This is a genomic window from Mycobacterium sp. MOTT36Y (assembly GCF_000262165.1).
Taxonomy (GTDB): Bacteria; Actinomycetota; Actinomycetes; order Mycobacteriales; family Mycobacteriaceae; genus Mycobacterium; species Mycobacterium intracellulare.
Genome location: NC_017904.1, coordinates 1,993,652 through 2,009,727, shown reverse-complemented (window position 1 = coordinate 2,009,727; position 16,076 = coordinate 1,993,652). Strand labels below are relative to the sequence as shown.

Below are 16,076 nucleotides of genomic sequence, written 5' to 3'. Positions count from 1 at the left end.
GCTAGGAGTCCAACCTTTCGAGCATCGCGAGCGTTGAGTGGTGCGCACCGTTGGCGGCGCCGGTGCGCTCGATGGGCGGCGGCGTGGGGCCACCGGGTGAGTCGGCGCGCAGCGCGTCGATCAGCTCGTTGACGGTGATGCCGCCGAGCATGCGCGCCACCGGAACCGAGTTCCCGACCGTCCGCCGCAGCCGCTTACGCAAATCGAGGGCGAGCAACGAGTCCACCCCAAGGTCGATCAGGGAGGTGCCCGGGTCGATCGACAGCGAATCACCCAGATGCAGCGTCGCGGCCAATTCGGCCCGTACCACCTCGGCGAGCGGCTTCGCGACGGCGACGTCTTCTTTTGCGCCGCCGTCACCGCTGTGCGAAGCACTGAACGGCATTGGCATTCCCTGGCTTTCGAAGAACACCTGCAGCCGGTCGAAGTCGGCGTCGAAAATCAGCGGGTCGCCGTCGTAGCGGTGCAGGCTGGCCTCGATCGCCGCCTCCGGCTCCATCGCCACCAGGCCCGAGCGTTCGGTGCGGGTGATCTCGTTGCCGACCACCACACCGGCGCCCTGCCACAGCCCCCACCGGATTGCCGTGCAGTCGCGGCCGTCGGCCCGCAGCTGGGCGGCCAGCACATCGAGCATCCGGTTGGACGCCGCGTAGGCCGCGTGGCCGTAGCCGCCCCAGGTCCCGAACACCGACGAGCAGGCGAGGATTCGGCAGTCCGGCCGCAGCGGCCAAACCTCGGCCATCAGCGCCAAACCGCGGACCTTGGCGTCGCACACGGCCGCGACATCGACACCGGTGAGGTCGGCGCGCGAGCGTGCCTGCGCGATGCCCGCGGTGTGGATCAGCAGCGACGCCCCCGAACCCGCGTGCGTCGCGGCCACGGAGGCCAGCGCGGCGCGGTCGGTGATATCGCATTGCGGGGCACGCACTTCGGCGCCGTGGCCGTCGGCGAGCTCGCGCAGCGCGGCCGGGTCCACGCCGGTGCGGCTCAACAGGGTGACGGTCCGCGCCCCGCGTTCGAGGCAGTACCGCGCGTACTGCAGGCCGATCGCCCCGCTGCCGCCGGTGATCACCACGTCGTCCAGGGCGGCGGCGTCGAGGGCCCGGCTGGTCGCCGATTCGCGGCATTCGCGGAATGTCCGTACGTGGCTTCGAACATGGCTCAGCGGCGGCTCGCCGCCCCGCAACGCCACCTCGGCCGCCTCGCCCGAGAGCGCGTCGGCGACGGCCCGCGCGGTCGCGGCGTCCACATCTGCCCGCTCGAGGTCGAGATGTCCGAAGGCCTGGTCGGGGAATTCGAACCCGACGCTGCGATGCATCGCCGCCAGGGCCGCCTGCGCCGGCGAGAGGTGGGTGTCGTCTCGATCGACCTGTTCGGCGCCGACGGTCAGTAGCCAGACGGCCCGGCATCGCGGCCCGATGAGCGCGGGGTAGTCGGGTAGGCCGGCATCGGGACGGGCGGCGATCTGCTCGATGGCGGCCGTGGCGTCGTGCTCGTCGAGACGCGGCGCCACGATTGCCAGGACCTCCGCCTCGTTCGGTGCCACCACGCGGCAGTCGCCTTGCGCCGCAACGGCATCGGCGAGCGAACGGGCGAGAGCGTCCGTACCGAAGAAGCCGATGTCGGGACGTGTCGCAACGGTGTGCGAGGTGGCGTGCTGCCAGTCCTCGACGGCCACGGTCGGCGCGGACGGTGAGGCCGCTTCGGTCACTCGTTCCGGCGCCGCCCAGAGGTGCACCGCGCGCATCGGCGCGTTCGGGAAGCCCCGCAGCGGAGGCTGATCAGCGTTCGGGACGGCATCGGCCCACCGGCAGCCGGGGTCGGCGGCCGCGACCGCGGCGATACTCGCCGAGAGCGACTCGGTGACCGGCCGCTCGCGGTGGCCCGAGCCGACGACAACCGACTCGTCGCCGACGATGTCGCCCAGCGGATAGAGCAGTGAGGGGTGCGCCGAGAGCTCCACGAACGTGTCGGCCCCGCAGGCGCGGGCGTACTGCACGGCAAGATCGAAGCGCACGGTGCCGCAGAGGTTTTCATACCAATAGTCCGAGAAATCGGTCCCTTCGCCCAACTCGGCACCGCGGGTGGAACCGACGAAGCGCACCGGCCCGTCCCGGAACGCCGACCGCGGCGTCAGCTCGGCCAGGCTGGCACGCAATGGCCGCAGCGCACTGGTGTGGCCCGGATAGTCGACGGACAGTTGATGGGTGAACACGTCGCGCTGTTGCGCCAGGCGCACCGCGGCGGCCACCGCGTCGTGATCGCCGGCGACCACGGTCGACGACGGGCCGTTGACCGCCGAGACCTCCACCCAGCCGGGCGCCTCGGCCAGCAGCGACTCGGCGACGTCGAGGCCGGCGCCCAGCACCGCCATCGCGTAACGGCCCGTCAGCCGGCCGACCACGGTGGCGCGGGCGACCACGAGGGCGACGGCGTCGGGCAGCGAGATCGCCTCCGCCACATAGGCCGCCGCCACCTCGCCGAGGCTGTGGCCGATGGTGATATCGGGCAGCACACCGCAGCATCGCCATGCCTCGGCCAGGCTGACCGCGTGGGTGAACTGCGCTCCCTGAATTTCGGGGCGTGACCAGCTACGCTCTTCCTTCCCCACCAGATATGGCAGCGGAGAGGCGAATCCGGCGACGACGAACTCTTCGGCGCACCGGTCGGCCGCCTCCCGGTAGGCGGGCAGCTCCCGGTAGGCGCCGGCGCCCATCGCCTGCCATTGATTTCCCTGGCCGGGGAACACGAACGCGATGCGCGGCGGCGTGGTCTTCGCGGAATGCGTGACCAGCTCCTGTTCCTCGCCCCGCGCGATCGCCGCCAGCCCGGCGGCCAGCTCGGCGGCGTCGGCCGCGCGCAGCACGGCGCGGTGCCGGCGGGGGCGCCGCAGCCGCAGCAGGGTGGATGCGATCGCGGCGGTCGCGTTCGGCGAATCGATGCGGCCCAGGTAATCGAGGATCGCCGCGGCGTCCCGGCGGATCAGCTCCGGGTCGTGGGAACTGAGCAGCACCGGGATGCGCCCGTCCGGCAGATGATGGGTGAGCATCACGCCACCTCGGGAACGGAGACAATCAGATGCGCGTTGGTGCCGGCGATCCCGAACGCGGACGCCGCGGCGATGCGCTGCCCGTCGGTCGCGGGCCACGGTGTCAGGGTCTGCGCCAGCCGCAAACCCTGTTTGTCCCAGTCGATTTCGGGGCTTGCGTTGTCGGCGTGCAGCGTGGGCGGGACGGCCCCGTGTTCGGCGGAGACGAGCACCTTGGCCAGTCCCAGCGCGCCGGCGGCGGCCAACGAGTGGCCCACGTTGGACTTCACCGACCCCAGCAGCGCCCCGGCGCCGGCCTCGGTGTCGCCGTAGGTTTGTGCCAGCGAGCGCAATTCGGTGCGGTCGCCGAGCCGGGTGCCGGTGCCGTGCCCCTCGATCATGCCCACCTCGGCGGGCTTGATCCCGGCCTGGGTGATGGCCCGTTGGAAGAGGCGGACCTGGGCGTCGCCACTGGGGGCGCTGAGCCCGGCGCTGCGCCCGTCCTGGTTGATGGCGGTGGCGCGCACCTCGGCCAGGATCCGGCGGCCGGCGCGCACCGCGGCCGATTTGCGTTGCAGCACGAACATCGCCGCCCCCTCGGCCCACACGGTTCCGCTGGCCTGCGCGCTGTAAGGGCGGCAGTAGCCGTCATCGGAGAGGGCGTGTTGTTTGGAAAACTCGACGAAGAACCCCGGTGAGCCGAGCACATTGACCCCGCCCGCGATGGCCATGTCGCAGTCGTCGTTCTGCAGGGAACGCACCGCGACGTGGAAGGCCACCAGCGCGGACGCGCACGAGGAATCCAGGGTCAGTGCCGGGCCGGCCAATCCCAGCGTGTAGGCGATGCGGCCCGAGATGACGCTGAGGGCGGTCCCGGCGAGCAGATGGCCGCTGTGTTCGGAGAACCTGGCCATCTCGGGCCCGTAGCCCGTGGCGGAGGCGCCCACGAAGCACCCCACGTCGTGGCCGGCAAGGTCGTCGGGATTGATGCCGCTGTTTTCCAGGGCGCGCCAGGCCACGCGGAGCGACACCCGCTGCTGCGGGTCCATCACCACGGCCTCGCGGGGCGAGATGCCGAAGAATTCCGGGTCGAATGTGGTTGCCCCGCTGAGGAATCCACCGCGATCGTGAATCGCCTTGAAACCGCTCCGGCGCGAGCCGGCGAGCAGTTCGCGCACGGCCCACCCGCGGTCGGTGGGAAAGGGTCCCAGTGCCTCCCGGCCGTGCACCAGCAGATCCCAGTACCCTTCGGCGTTTTCGATGCCGCCGGGCGCCTCGACACCCATTCCCACGATCACCACGGGGCCGACGCTCTCGGCGTCATACGCATCGTTCGACATCGGTATCACCCGGCATTCACCTGCGCGGCGACCGCGTCGACATGGTCGTAGACGTAGAAGTGCCCGCCCTCATACAGCGACACGGCGAAGGATCCCGCGGTGTGTTTTTCCCACTGGCGCAGCACACCGGTCCCGATGCGGTGGTCGTCATGGCCACCCAACACGTGGATGTCGGCGCCGATGCGGACGTCGGGGCTCGGGTCGTAGCGGTTGAAGGCCTCGTAGTCGGCGCGCACCGCGGTGGTCAGTAGTTCCGAGAACTCTTCGTCGGCAAGCAGTTCCGGGTCGGTGCCGCCCAAATCGGCGATGTCCGCCAGCAGCCCGTCGTCGCTGGTCGGCAGTTCGGGCATGTCGGCGACGACGCACGGCGGCGGACCCGCCGATACCCAGAGTTTGCGGACGGCCGCACCGTGCGTCTCGGCGACGCGGGCGAATTCGAAGGCGACGACGGCACCCATGCTGTGGCCGAACAACGTCAGCGGTGCGACGCTGGGCCATGGTGCGGCCTGGAAGAGGCCGGCGGCCAGGTCGTGCACGCTTTCGTGTGCGGGCTCGCTGAGGCGGTCGGCCCGCTGTGGATACTGCACGACGTAGGTGTCGCCACCGGCGGCCAGCGCCGCCGCCAGCACCCGATAGCTCGCGGCGGCCGCACCGGCATGCGGGAATACCACCGTGGCGCCCGCACGGCGGTCCGCCGACCCGTCGTTGCGGCCCCGGGTCAGCTTGATCCAGGACGGGAACGTGGAAGACACGGTGATCAGATTATTCAATGTCATTGCACCGTTTACGATTTCGCGGGTTGCTGAGAGGCCGCCAGAACCGATTCGGCGTCCATGCCGATAACCTCCAGATATAGCTCGGCGACCTGGTCAAGCCGGCCGGGGTCGCGCTCACCGGCCCCGAGGACCGCGGCCAGCGCCGACACGGTTCGGTTCGCGAAGATGTCGGCGACCATGATGTCCGGCGCGTCCAGCCAGGCCCGAATTCGCGCCACCGCCTGTGTGGCCAGCACCGAGTCACCGCCGAGGGCGAAGAAGTCGTCGTCGATACCGATGTTCTGCCGGCCGAGCAGGTCGCCCACGATCATGGCGAGCGCGGATTGAAGTGGCGTCGACGGCGCGCGGTGGCCGGGCCGCTGCGATTGCGAAACGGCGCTTTCCAATTCGCGCGCCACGGCGCGCCGGTCGAGCTTTCCGGCATCGGTGAAACCGATCCGCTCCACGACCGTGATGTGGCGCGGAATCATGTGCGCGGGAACGAGGTCGGCGAGAGCCTGCCGGATTCCCTCGGCGGTCACGGAGGCATCGTCAGCGCACACCTGCGCGGCCAGCACATCGGATTCGCCGGACACGGCGATCAACGCGGCCACCGCCGTGCGCACCCCCGGCACGCGCCGCAACGCGGTCTCGACCTCGCCGAGCTCGACGCGGTACCCGCTGATCTTGACGCGGTGGTCGGCTCGGCCGACGAATTCGAGGGTGCCGTCGGGCCAGTAGCGGACCAGATCGCCGGTGCGATACCAGATTCGGCCGTCGTGTTCGACGAAGCGTTCGGCGGTGAGATCGGGGCGTCCGCGGTAGCCGCGCGCGATGCCGCGGCCGGACACCCAGTACTCGCCGGGCACCCAGTCGGGACAGTCGGCGCCGGTGTCGTCGACGACGCGGCAGGCGTTGTTGGGCAGCGGGACGCCGAACGGCAGCGCCGTCCAGTCGTCGGGTATCGGCTCGGTCACCTCGAAAATGCTGTTGTGCACCGGGGTTTCGGTAGCTCCCCCGAGGCCGGCGAACCGGAGGTTGGGGGCTTCGGCCCGCAGCCGGCGCACCACCTCGGGGCGCACCCAGTCGCCTCCGGTGGGCACCACCCGCACCGAGGACAGCCGCCCGCGGCCGACCTCGACCAGCATCTCGAGCCAGCCGGGCATGAAATGCAGCACGGTGACCTGGTGGGCGTCGATGAGCCGGGCCCAGGCGTCGGGATCACGTCGCTGGGCTTCGTCGACCACGACGATGGAGCCGCCGGTGCGCAGGGTGACGAACACGTCCATGACCGAGATGTCGCCCTCGAGGGTCGATAGGGCCAGGCATCGATCCGCGGGGCCGATGTCGAAGTGGCGGCCGATGAATTCCACGGTGTTCATCGCCGCGTCGTGGGTGACCTCGACGCCTTTGGGTTCGCCGGTGGAGCCGGAGGTGAACAACACGTAGGCGAGCGCGGCGGGATCGACTCTCGCTGAAGTGATCTCGGTGCTCGCGGGCGCGCCGCCGAGGATGTCGGCGAGCACCACCTCGGGCACCGGCATGGACAGGCGTTGTCCTCCGCACACCACGGCCAGGCTCACCCCGCCGGACTCGAGGATGCGCTCGGCGCGATCGCGTGGCTGGTCGACGCCGATCGGCAGATAGACGGCACCGACGGACAGGATGCCCAGCAGCGCGGGAATCTGCTCGGCGGTTTTGGGGCCCATCACCGCGATGGTGTCCCCGGCGGTGACGCCGGCCGCACGCAGCGCGGCCGCCACGGCCAGCGCCTGGTCGCGTAGCTGCGCGTAGCTGAGGTCACCGGAACTGGCGAAGACCGCCGGCGCATCGGGTCGCTGCTCGGCTTGCCGAAAGAACCCGTCGTGCAAGGCTTCTCCGCTCGGTTCGGCGGTGCGGCCGTTGGCCGCCTCGCGCACCGCGCGCTGAGCCTCGGGCAGTGCCGGGGGGCCCGGCGCCTCCCAGGCTTCGTCGGCGGAGGCCAGCCGGAGCAGCTCGTCGATGTGATGCGCGAACATCGCGTCGATGACGCCGGCAGGGAAGACGCCTTCGCGCACATCCCAATTCACCAGGACGCCGCCGTCGAATTCGGTGACTTGCGCGTCCAGCAGCACCTGCGGCCCCTGGGAGATGATCCATCCCGGTGTGCCGAATTGGCCGGTCACGTCGGAGCTGAACAGCTCGCCGAGTCCGAGCGCGCTGGTGAAGACGACGGGCGCGAGCACCTGGGTGCCGCGATGACGGCTGAGGTCACGAAGGACCGCCAAACCGGGATAGGCCGAATGGGCGGCGGCGGTGCGCATCGCGTCCTGCACCACCTGGGCCCGTGCCGCCGCGGTGTTCGCGCGGGTGAGGTCGACGTCGAGCAGCAGCGAGGAGGTGAAGTCACCGACCAGGGAGTCGACGTCCGGGTGCAGCGCCTGGCGCCCGAACAGCGGGACGTTCAGCAGGAAGCGCGAGGTGGTCGACCAGCGCGCCAGCGTGTTGGCGAACCCCGCGGCCAGCGCCATCGCCGGGGTGAACCCGCGGGCCTGGGCGCGGGCGAAGAGCGCATCGCGGGTGTGCGGGTCCAGCCAGTGCCAGCGCCGGGTGCTTTGGTTCTCGGCGCGGCCCCCGGTGGTCGGCAGGGCGGGCGGGTCTGGCAGCTCGGGAAGGCGCTGCGCCCACCAGGCGCGGTCCGCGTCGCGGGCCGGTTGCGGCCGCGCGTCCTCGGCCTCGATGGCCTGGCGGTACTGCCGGTAGGTGTAGTGCAGTTCGGGCAGGTCGCGTCCGAGGTAGAGCGCCGCCAGGTCGGCCATCAGGGTGCGATAGCTCATCGCGTCGGCGGCCTGCATGTCCAGGTCGACGTGCAGCCGCGACCGTTCGGCCGGCAGCAGCGTCACCGCGAGCTCGAACACCGCGCCGTCGAGCTGCTGGTGTGATTTGGCGGCGCGGATGGCGGCGAGCCGCCGGTCGGCCTCGCCGGTGCTCCGCTCGCGCAGGTCCTCGACGTGGACCGGGAAGGGGTCGAACTCGTCGGCCGGGGCGATGCGCTGGGTCCCGTCGGGCAGGAACCGCACCCGCAGCATCGGATGGCGCCGTGCCAGCGCGGTCGCCGCGGCGCGCAGGCGTTCCGGATCGATTCCTCGGCCGTCGAATTCGACGTAGAGGTGTCCCGCGACGCCGCCGAGCTGCTGGTTTTCCTGGCGGCCGACCCACATCGCGTGCTGCATCGGGGCCAGCGAAAAGGGCTCGTCCTCCCCGGACCGCGCAGCGTCCGCGGGTGCATCGGCGGGCTCGGCCGGCCGATCAGCGCTCGGCCTGCCGGCGTTGACCAATTCCGCCCAGGCCTCGAGCGTCGGCGTTTCGGCGAGCGTGGCGAAGTCGACGGCGATGCCCTGGCGGCGCCAGCGCCCGGCCAGGGTCATGATCCGGATCGAGTCCAGGCCCTGACCGATGAGGTTGCTACACGGCTGAACTGCATCGACGTCGACGCCGAGGAGTTCGGCCACCTCCGCCCGGATGTCCTCCGAGCGTGCCGGGGCGTGCACCACAGACCCTCCCTGAATTAGCACAGGCTGCCCTAATTTTTTGGTTACCCTATCCTTACTCGGTGCATCCCCGCTACTAAGCCCCCGTCTAAGGAGCCATGACCCCGAACACAACGCCGCCGGCCGGAGTCCTCGACGGGTTCGTGCCCTTCCCCGCTGATCGCGCCGCCGCCTACCGGGCGGCCGGCTATTGGGCGGGACGGACGCTGGACACGATCCTGACCGACGCGGCCCGGCAGTGGCCCGATCGAACCGCGGTGCGCGACGCCGTGGCCGGTACCGGCTTCAGTTATGCGGACCTCGACGACCAGGCTAACCGCGCCTCCGGCGGGCTGCGGGCACTGGGTATCGCGCCGGGCGACCGGGTGCTGCTGCAGTTGCCGAACAGCTGCCAGTTCGCGGTGGCCTTGTTCGGGTTGCTGCGGGCGGGGGCGGTCCCGGTGATGTGCCTGCCGGGACACCGGGCCGCCGAGCTTGGGCATTTCGCCGCGGTCAGCGCGGCCACCGGTCTGTTGATCGCCGATACCGCGGCGGGTTTCGACTATCGCACGATGGCGCTCGGCCTCATCGAGGAACACCCAACGCTGCGGCACGTCATCGTCGACGGCGACCCGGGGCCGTTCACCTCGTGGGCGCAGTTGTGCGAGCGGGCGCCCGGCCCGCCGTCCTCGGCTGACCCGGGATCGCCTGCGCTGCTTCTGGTTTCCGGCGGGACCACGGGCACACCCAAGCTCATCCCCCGCACCCACGACGATTACGTGTTCAACGCGACGGCCAGCGCCGAACTCTGCCGGCTCACCTGCGATGACGTCTATCTGGCTGTGCTGTCGGCCGGACACAATTTTCCCCTCGCCTGTCCCGGCCTGCTCGGCGCGATGACGGTGGGCGCCACCACCGTCTTCGGCACCGATCCCAGCCCCGAGGCGGCCTTCGCCGCCATCGACCGCCATGGCGTCACGGTCACCGCCCTGGTGCCGGCCCTGGCCAAACTGTGGGCGCAGGCCTGCGAGTGGGAAACGGTGACTCCAAAAACCTTGCGGCTCTTACAAGTCGGTGGCGCCAAGCTGGAGCCCGAGGACGCCCGCCTGGTGCGCACCGCCTTGACGCCGGGCCTGCAGCAGGTGTTCGGGATGGCCGAGGGGCTGCTGAACTACACGCGCCCCGACGATCCGCCCGAAGTCACCGAGCACACGCAGGGCCGGCCGTTGTCCGCCGCCGACGAACTGCGCGTCGTCAATGCGGCGGGCGAGCCCGTGCCCCCCGGCGAGGAAGGCGAATTGCTGGTCCGCGGACCCTACACGTTCAACGGCTACTTTCGCGCCGAGCGCGACAACGAGCGCTGCTTTGACGCGCAAGGCTTCTTCCGCAGCGGTGATCTGGTCCGGATCACCGACGACGGCTACGTCGTGGTCACCGGCCGCGTCAAAGACGTCATCTGCCGCGGCGGCGAAACCATCTCCGCGGCGGACCTCGAGGAGCAGATGCACAGCCACCCGGCGATCTTCTCGGCGGCCGCGGTGGCGCTCCCCGACCCTTATCTGGGCGAGAAGATCTGTGCGGCAATCGTTTTCGACGGCCCTGAGCTATCGCTCGCGGAGCTTAACGGCTACCTCGACGGGCGTGGCGTGGCCGCGCACGCGCGTCCCGACGTCTTGGTTCCGATGACCACGCTGCCCACCACGCCGATCGGCAAGATCGACAAAAAGGCGATCGCCGGCCAGATTTCGGCGCGCTAGCACCACCCCGTGCGTATGGTAGCCGCGATCACTAGTTGGTTTGCAAGGGCGCTGGGTTCACCGAGTGTGTGGGATATGGCCGAACGAAATCCGTACCTGGGCCCCACACTCGGCGCGGCCTTGTCCGCCTCAGGGCCACCTACCCGCGATCACCCATCGCCGCGTAAAGCTTCGCCAGCAATTCCGCCGTGGTCGCGAAGTCCATGCAGGCGTCGGTGACGGATTGGCCGTATGTCAGTTCGCCGCTGAGCGATTGGGCGCCGGCCACCAAAAAGCTCTCCAGCATCAGGCCGGCGATGCCGCGCTCGCCCGCCGCGATGCGCGCGGTCACCTCGGCGGCGACCTCGGCCTGTCGCACGTGGTCTTTGGCGGAGTTGGCGTGTGAGCAGTCGATCATGACCAGCTCGGAAAGCCCGACCCCGCGCAGCCGTTCGATGGACGTGACCACCGAGGCCGCATCGTAATTCGGGCCGGCGGTACCGCCCCGCAGGATCACGTGGCAGTCGGGATTGCCCATGGTCTCGACGACGGCCGCGCGGCCCACGTCGTCGGTTCCGAAGAAATTGTGGGGCGCCGCCGCGGCTTTGACGCCGTCGATGGCGACTTGGATGTTGCCATCGGTGCCGTTCTTGAATCCGATCGGCATCGACAGCCCCGATGCCAACTGGCGGTGCACCTGCGACTCGGTGGTCCGCGCGCCGATGGCGCCCCAGGCGACGGCGTCGGCGATGTACTGCGGGCTGGTGGGCTCCAAGAATTCGCAGCCCACCGGGAGGCCGACGTCGATGATGTCGAGCAGCAACCCTCGTGCGGTGCGGATCCCCCGTTCCACGTCGAAGCTGCCGTCCATGGCGGGGTCGTTGATGAGCCCCTTCCACCCGACGGTGGTGCGCGGCTTTTCGAAGTAGACCCGCATCACGATCTTCAGCCGTTCGGCGTACCGGGTCGCAAGCGGGGAGAGCCGGCGTGCGTAGTCGAGGGCCGCGACGGGATCGTGCACCGAGCAGGGGCCGACGACGATGAGCAGGCGGTCGTCGTGGCCGGCCAGGATTGCCGACACCTCGTCGCGGTCGCGCTGGACGGGCTCGGCGCGCGCGGGTGTCAGTGGCAGTTCGGTGCGGATCGCGGCCGGAGCCGAGAGTTCTCGGAACGAGACGATCCGATGGTCGGACGTGTCGACAGCTGTGGTGACGTCGGTGAGGGACATGGTGGGTGTGTCTTTCTGTGTTGGCTGCCAGGGCACGCCCGCTGGTTCCCGATGCCCTGAAAAGCGAAAAGCAGCGACCGTGTGGTCACTGCTGGGCTCCGGGTCTCAGTCGTGCGGGTGCGTCAACCAGACGCCTCATCGCCGGCTCCGCCCGGAGCCTCGATAAAGCGCCAATACGCGCGCACGCCGATGTTCACGTGGGCGAACATACCATGTGGGGCCGGGCCCGTTGACAGCCGTCGCTCCACGTGAAGCCGGTTGATAGGCCCGCGGTCACGTGCGGCCGCCAAACGTTCGTTCGGGGAACTCGTTTTCCCGGTCGTCTACGACCCGCCGCACGTGGCGACAGACTAGCCAATCGCGTTGGTGCGCAACGCGCTAAGGAGTCTGTCCATCACCACGCCGGCGTCCGCCCGCGCCTGGTGGTAATCGTCCGCACGTGCGATGTAGAGCGTTGCTTCGCGCAGCGCCCCCATGATGGTCAGGGCCGTCGCCTCGATCGGCTGGCGCGGGATGCTGCCCGACTCAATGGCCTCGGTCAGCAGCGCCGTGACAAATCCAATGTTGTATCGGTGCCCGATGTCGCTCCAGCGTTCCCATCCCAGCACCGCCAGCGCCTCGAGCAAAACGATGCGTTGAATCTCGGGATCGGCGCACGCGTCCAACCACAGGGCGGCGCACAGCCGCATGATCTCGACGGGATCGCCGTGCCCCGCAGCCGCGACGGCGTCTCCCATTCGGGCGGCCATCTCCCCCTCCACCTGCTCGAACACCGCCGCGAACAGCTCTGTCTTGTCGGCGAAATGGTGATACAGGGCGCCGCGGGTCACCCCCGCGTTGCGAACGATCGTTTCCAGGGATGCGTCGGCAAACCCCAACGACGCAAACAACGGCCGGGCGGCAGCGACCAGCGCTTCACGCGTGCCGGCCGCGCGCTCTGCCTGTGTGCGACGACCGCCCGTCGCCATCAATCCCCGCCTCTCACGTGTGCATTCTCATACATACCGCGCGGAGGTCGTGGGATGTCCCGCCCGACGGCGTAGCGTCGAGGTCGGCGGTGGACTCAAAACACCCTGAGCCGGCGAATCACGTTCAGAGTCGATGGATCCCCCTCGGCTTGAACGCCCAAGCTTTCCCAGGTACCGCGCTGGGTAACCCACCGCACGAAAGCTTGCGAATCAGACGTGATGTGCGTGGCGACATCGTCGTGGTCGCCGATGCGGAGGATCCGAGGGCACAGGCCGTCGAGGCGAAGCTCCACGCCTGTCTGTAACTCGTTGAGCAGACTCGTGTTCTGCTGCGGCAGGGCCGCTTCGATCCAGTCGAGGGTGGGCGCGAGCCGTAGCTGGTCGACGGGCGGCGGTGCACCTTGCAGCGGCCCATCCGGAGGAAAAAGGTCGTACCGGATGTGGACGAAGGCTTCGAAGACGAAGGTTGTCGGCACGACCGACGCCGGATAGGTGCCGACATCGCCTATCGGAATGTCGACGTCCTGACCTTCGACGGCGGCGAGCACCTCTAGACCCCGCGCGCTCACCGATTCGTAGTCGGCCACGACCTCTTGGGGGGTCATCGAGCGTCGCGACTCGACATAGATGTCCGCCGCGCGCTCGGCCGGCAAATCGCCGGGATCGGGCAGGGCCGATGGGTCGACCGCCAACCAGAAGCTGCACGCCATATGGGACACGAGATCTTGCACCGACCAACCCGAACATCCACTGTCCTTGGCCCACATCGAATCCGGCATCTGCGAGCAAAGCTCCAAAACGGTCCTACGTTCTTCCGCTATGGCCTCGAGCACGGCACTCATGATCCCACCTCCACATACATACAGTATGTATTAACATACACACGGTATGTATGTGGTTCAAGTGGAACATCGAAGTTGGTATCGACCACCAAAGACGTCGGCCTTCCGGCATTCGTCGGGACCGCCCGTGTCAGATTGAGCCGGCGTGTGCGGCGACCAAAGGCGCTGTCGCGCGGCGTGATCGGCGTACCGGCAGCCCGAATCCGACCATCGCATCGAGGATGGCCTGGCTTCGGCGGGTGATCACATGGTCGTCCACGGGCGCCGGGCGCGGGATCTGAGCGGCCACCCCGATGATCGCCGACCCCACGATGTGCCACATCGCCGTGACCGCGACGGCGCCGTTGCTGATTGCGTGCACGGAGTCGAACAGCCGTGACAGGCTTCGGTGGCAGCGATGCGCCACCCAAATCGCCAGTGCCGCTTCGTTCGGCAGCGTGAGCACGCCCTCTCGGCGCGGGCGCCGCCCGAAGGCATCGCCACTGCGCGCGGCCGCGCAGGGATCGTCGGGCAGCACGCGCAGCGTGGGGTCCACCACGGCGGCCCAATCAATTGCACCGTCGCGATCGCGGTGCAGCCAGAGATTTTCCAGGCCGGCGTCCCAGGCTCTTCCTTCCAGCAGCACCAGCGGCAGCATCCGGCCGATGATCTCGTGGATGAGGCTGGCCACCAGTTGCCGCGCGGCGGCGTGGGGACCGATGTTTTTCGCGGCATCGTCGAACATCGCCTGCAGCAATGTGTCGGTCCGCTGTGAATCGAGAGGCCACCAGCGCTGTCGCGAGACATCGTCGAGCACGGCGATGCCATACACCAAGGGACACCCGGGAAAGAGTGCGCGCAGGCGACGGCTGGACTCATGCACCGGAAGCTCCCGGCGGATGTCCATCCCCGATATCAGCGGATGGTGAATCGCGGTGCGCATGTGAGCAACCTCCCGTGTCAGTTAGGTTAGGCTATCCTACGCTAGCCCTGGGTCGGGCGGCGCTCCCGCCCGGTCAGCGACACAGGTCCGCGCACACAGAGGAAGCGACCATGACCGCCCAACCGAAGTTTTCACTGATCGTGGGCTACGGCACCGACATGGGTAACGCCGAAGACGCGGCCATGTCGTTCGCCGAGGCCGTCCAGGAAGCCATGGGCATCGAATCGGAAGCGGTGGAACTCAACCAGGTCGAAATCGCCGACCTGCAATCGGCGAGCCATTTCATCGTGGTCACCTCGACGTTCGGCGACGGCGAGTTCCCCGACAGCGCCGCGTTGTTCTGGGAGGCGATCAGCGCCGAAAGCGCCGGCCGGCTCGACCATTTGAAGTTCGCCGTGCTGGCGCTCGGCGACAGCAGTTACGAACTGTTCTGCAATGCCGGCCGGCTCCTCGACGAGCGCCTGGAAGCGCTGGGAGCGGTCAGGCTGACCGCGCGTGTCGATGTGGACGGCGCCTACCAGCAACTCGCGACGGCGTGGACGGGCGACCTGGTCAAGCTGCTGGCCGCCGACCGCGCTCATGCGGGACCGCGTGTCGCGACGGTTGCCAAGGAGGCAACGGCCGCTCCTCCCCCGCCGGGCCGGGATCACCATCAGCGTTTTGAGGCACCGATAGTCGTGAACCGGCTGCTCAGCGCGCCGGGTTCGGAGAAGGAGGTTCGTCACTACGAGTTGGACCTCACCGGTGCCGGAATCGCCTACAGCGCCGGCGATTCGATCGCGGTGCATGTCGCCAACGACCCCGACTTGGTCGACGCAGTGCTCGCCGAACTCGATGCGGGCCCCGACCATGCGGTGGCCGGCTACGACGAGCCGCTCGGCGTCCTGCTGGCCCACCACCTGGATATTCGGGCTCCGTCGCGGGCGCTGCGGGCGCTGGTGGCATCCCGCGCCGGGGATGCCGACGCGGTCGCCGCCCTCGCCGGTGACGGAACCGCGAAGCCTGGCACGTGGTTGTACGGCAGGGACGTGCTCGACCTGATCAGGCTGGGCGAGCTCAGTGTGGACGAACTCGTGGACGCCTTGCGTCCCTTGCAATTCCGTGACTATTCGATCGCGTCGAGCCCGGTGGTCCATCCCGATCGCGCGCATTTGACGGTCGCGACGGTGCGGTACACCGCCCGTGGGCGCCGGTATGGCGGGGTGGCCTCGACCTTCCTGGCCGACCGCAGCGAGACGGCACGCGTGCACCTGCGACCGAATCACTCCTTCCGCCTGCCCGGCGCTGACGTCCCGATCATCATGGTCGGTCCGGGGACCGGCATTGCGCCGTTCCGCGGCTTTCTGCAGGAACGGCAGGCGACCGGGGCGCCGGGCCGGGCGTGGCTGTTCTTCGGCGCGCGGAATCGGGCGCTGGACTTCCTCTACGCCGACGAACTGCACGGCTTCCGGGAATCGGGCGTGCTCACGCGACTCGACCTGGCGTTCTCCCGCGACGGAAACGAGGATGCCACGAAACAGTATGTGCAGCACCGCATGTGGGAGAACGCCGCGGAAATCTTCGGCTGGCTCGAAGAGGGTGCGCACGTGTATGTGTGTGGCGACGCCGAGCGAATGGCCAAGGACGTCGACGAGGCGTTGCGAGCGCTGGTGGCCCACGCCGGCGCGATGGAGGCCGAGGCCGCCCACGCCTATGTCAACGAGCTGATCAAGAATCACCGGTACGTGCGCGACGTCTACTGACGGCCG

10 protein-coding genes are annotated in these 16,076 nt (G+C 69.2%); 2 read left to right on the top strand and 8 right to left on the bottom strand.

The features are described from left to right. Position 1: 1 nt before the first annotated feature. The 4 genes from mbtD to W7S_RS09345 are packed head-to-tail and all read right to left on the bottom strand — an operon-like array spanning position 2 to position 8,656. Positions 2-3,049 (bottom strand): mycobactin polyketide synthase MbtD, encoded by a 3,048-nt coding sequence (gene mbtD, locus W7S_RS09360; RefSeq protein WP_008255558.1) that lies wholly within the window; start codon positions 3,047-3,049, stop codon positions 2-4. Continuing rightward, positions 3,049-4,368 (bottom strand): polyketide synthase, encoded by a 1,320-nt coding sequence (locus W7S_RS09355; RefSeq protein WP_008255557.1) that lies wholly within the window; start codon positions 4,366-4,368, stop codon positions 3,049-3,051. Before W7S_RS09355 ends, mbtD begins: the two co-directional genes overlap by 1 nt. A gap of 5 nt (positions 4,369-4,373) precedes the next feature. Further along, entirely contained in the window at positions 4,374-5,144 is a 771-nt protein-coding gene (locus W7S_RS09350; protein ID WP_008255555.1) for a thioesterase II family protein, read from the bottom strand. An 8-nt stretch (positions 5,145-5,152) separates the two neighbouring features. After that, positions 5,153-8,656, bottom strand: coding sequence for a non-ribosomal peptide synthetase (locus W7S_RS09345; RefSeq protein ID WP_041297820.1), 3,504 nt, complete (start codon positions 8,654-8,656; stop codon positions 5,153-5,155). A 95-nt stretch (positions 8,657-8,751) separates the two neighbouring features. Between W7S_RS09345 and W7S_RS09340 the strand changes: the two genes are divergently transcribed. Beyond that, positions 8,752-10,389, top strand: a complete 1,638-nt coding sequence (locus tag W7S_RS09340; protein WP_014711360.1) for a (2,3-dihydroxybenzoyl)adenylate synthase — start codon at positions 8,752-8,754, stop codon at positions 10,387-10,389. 139 nt (positions 10,390-10,528) lie between these two features. Here the strand turns inward: W7S_RS09340 and W7S_RS09335 are convergent, their stop codons facing one another. The 4 genes from W7S_RS09335 to W7S_RS09320 all read right to left on the bottom strand — a co-directional run bounded on the left by W7S_RS09335 (position 10,529) and on the right by W7S_RS09320 (position 14,328). Further along, complete coding sequence (locus W7S_RS09335; protein WP_014711359.1) at positions 10,529-11,596, bottom strand: 3-deoxy-7-phosphoheptulonate synthase; 1,068 nt, start codon at positions 11,594-11,596, stop codon at positions 10,529-10,531. A gap of 350 nt (positions 11,597-11,946) precedes the next feature. After that, positions 11,947-12,564, bottom strand: a complete 618-nt coding sequence (locus W7S_RS09330) for a TetR/AcrR family transcriptional regulator (RefSeq protein ID WP_014711358.1) — start codon at positions 12,562-12,564, stop codon at positions 11,947-11,949. A 95-nt stretch (positions 12,565-12,659) separates the two neighbouring features. Continuing rightward, a complete protein-coding gene (locus W7S_RS09325) occupies positions 12,660-13,406 on the bottom strand; it encodes a maleylpyruvate isomerase family mycothiol-dependent enzyme (RefSeq protein WP_072501263.1) in 747 nt (248 codons plus the stop codon). 130 nt (positions 13,407-13,536) lie between these two features. After that, positions 13,537-14,328, bottom strand: a complete 792-nt coding sequence (locus W7S_RS09320) for a hypothetical protein (RefSeq protein WP_014711356.1) — start codon at positions 14,326-14,328, stop codon at positions 13,537-13,539. A 110-nt stretch (positions 14,329-14,438) separates the two neighbouring features. On the opposite strand from W7S_RS09320, the gene W7S_RS09315 reads away from it, so the two are divergent. Then, positions 14,439-16,070, top strand: coding sequence for a sulfite reductase flavoprotein subunit alpha (locus W7S_RS09315; RefSeq protein WP_014711355.1), 1,632 nt, complete (start codon positions 14,439-14,441; stop codon positions 16,068-16,070). Positions 16,071-16,076: the final 6 nt, after the last annotated feature.

Coding starts and splice junctions, on each gene's coding strand:
- W7S_RS09350 (WP_008255555.1), bottom strand. CDS start 5,144: ATGACATTGAATAATCTGATCACCGTGTCTTCCACGTTCCCGTCCTGG.
- W7S_RS09320 (WP_014711356.1), bottom strand. CDS start 14,328: ATGCGCACCGCGATTCACCATCCGCTGATATCGGGGATGGACATCCGC.
- mbtD (WP_008255558.1), bottom strand. CDS start 3,049: ATGCTCACCCATCATCTGCCGGACGGGCGCATCCCGGTGCTGCTCAGT.
- W7S_RS09330 (WP_014711358.1), bottom strand. CDS start 12,564: ATGGCGACGGGCGGTCGTCGCACACAGGCAGAGCGCGCGGCCGGCACG.
- W7S_RS09325 (WP_072501263.1), bottom strand. CDS start 13,406: ATGAGTGCCGTGCTCGAGGCCATAGCGGAAGAACGTAGGACCGTTTTG.
- W7S_RS09335 (WP_014711359.1), bottom strand. CDS start 11,596: ATGTCCCTCACCGACGTCACCACAGCTGTCGACACGTCCGACCATCGG.
- W7S_RS09315 (WP_014711355.1), top strand. CDS start 14,439: ATGACCGCCCAACCGAAGTTTTCACTGATCGTGGGCTACGGCACCGAC.
- W7S_RS09340 (WP_014711360.1), top strand. CDS start 8,752: ATGACCCCGAACACAACGCCGCCGGCCGGAGTCCTCGACGGGTTCGTG.
- W7S_RS09355 (WP_008255557.1), bottom strand. CDS start 4,368: ATGTCGAACGATGCGTATGACGCCGAGAGCGTCGGCCCCGTGGTGATC.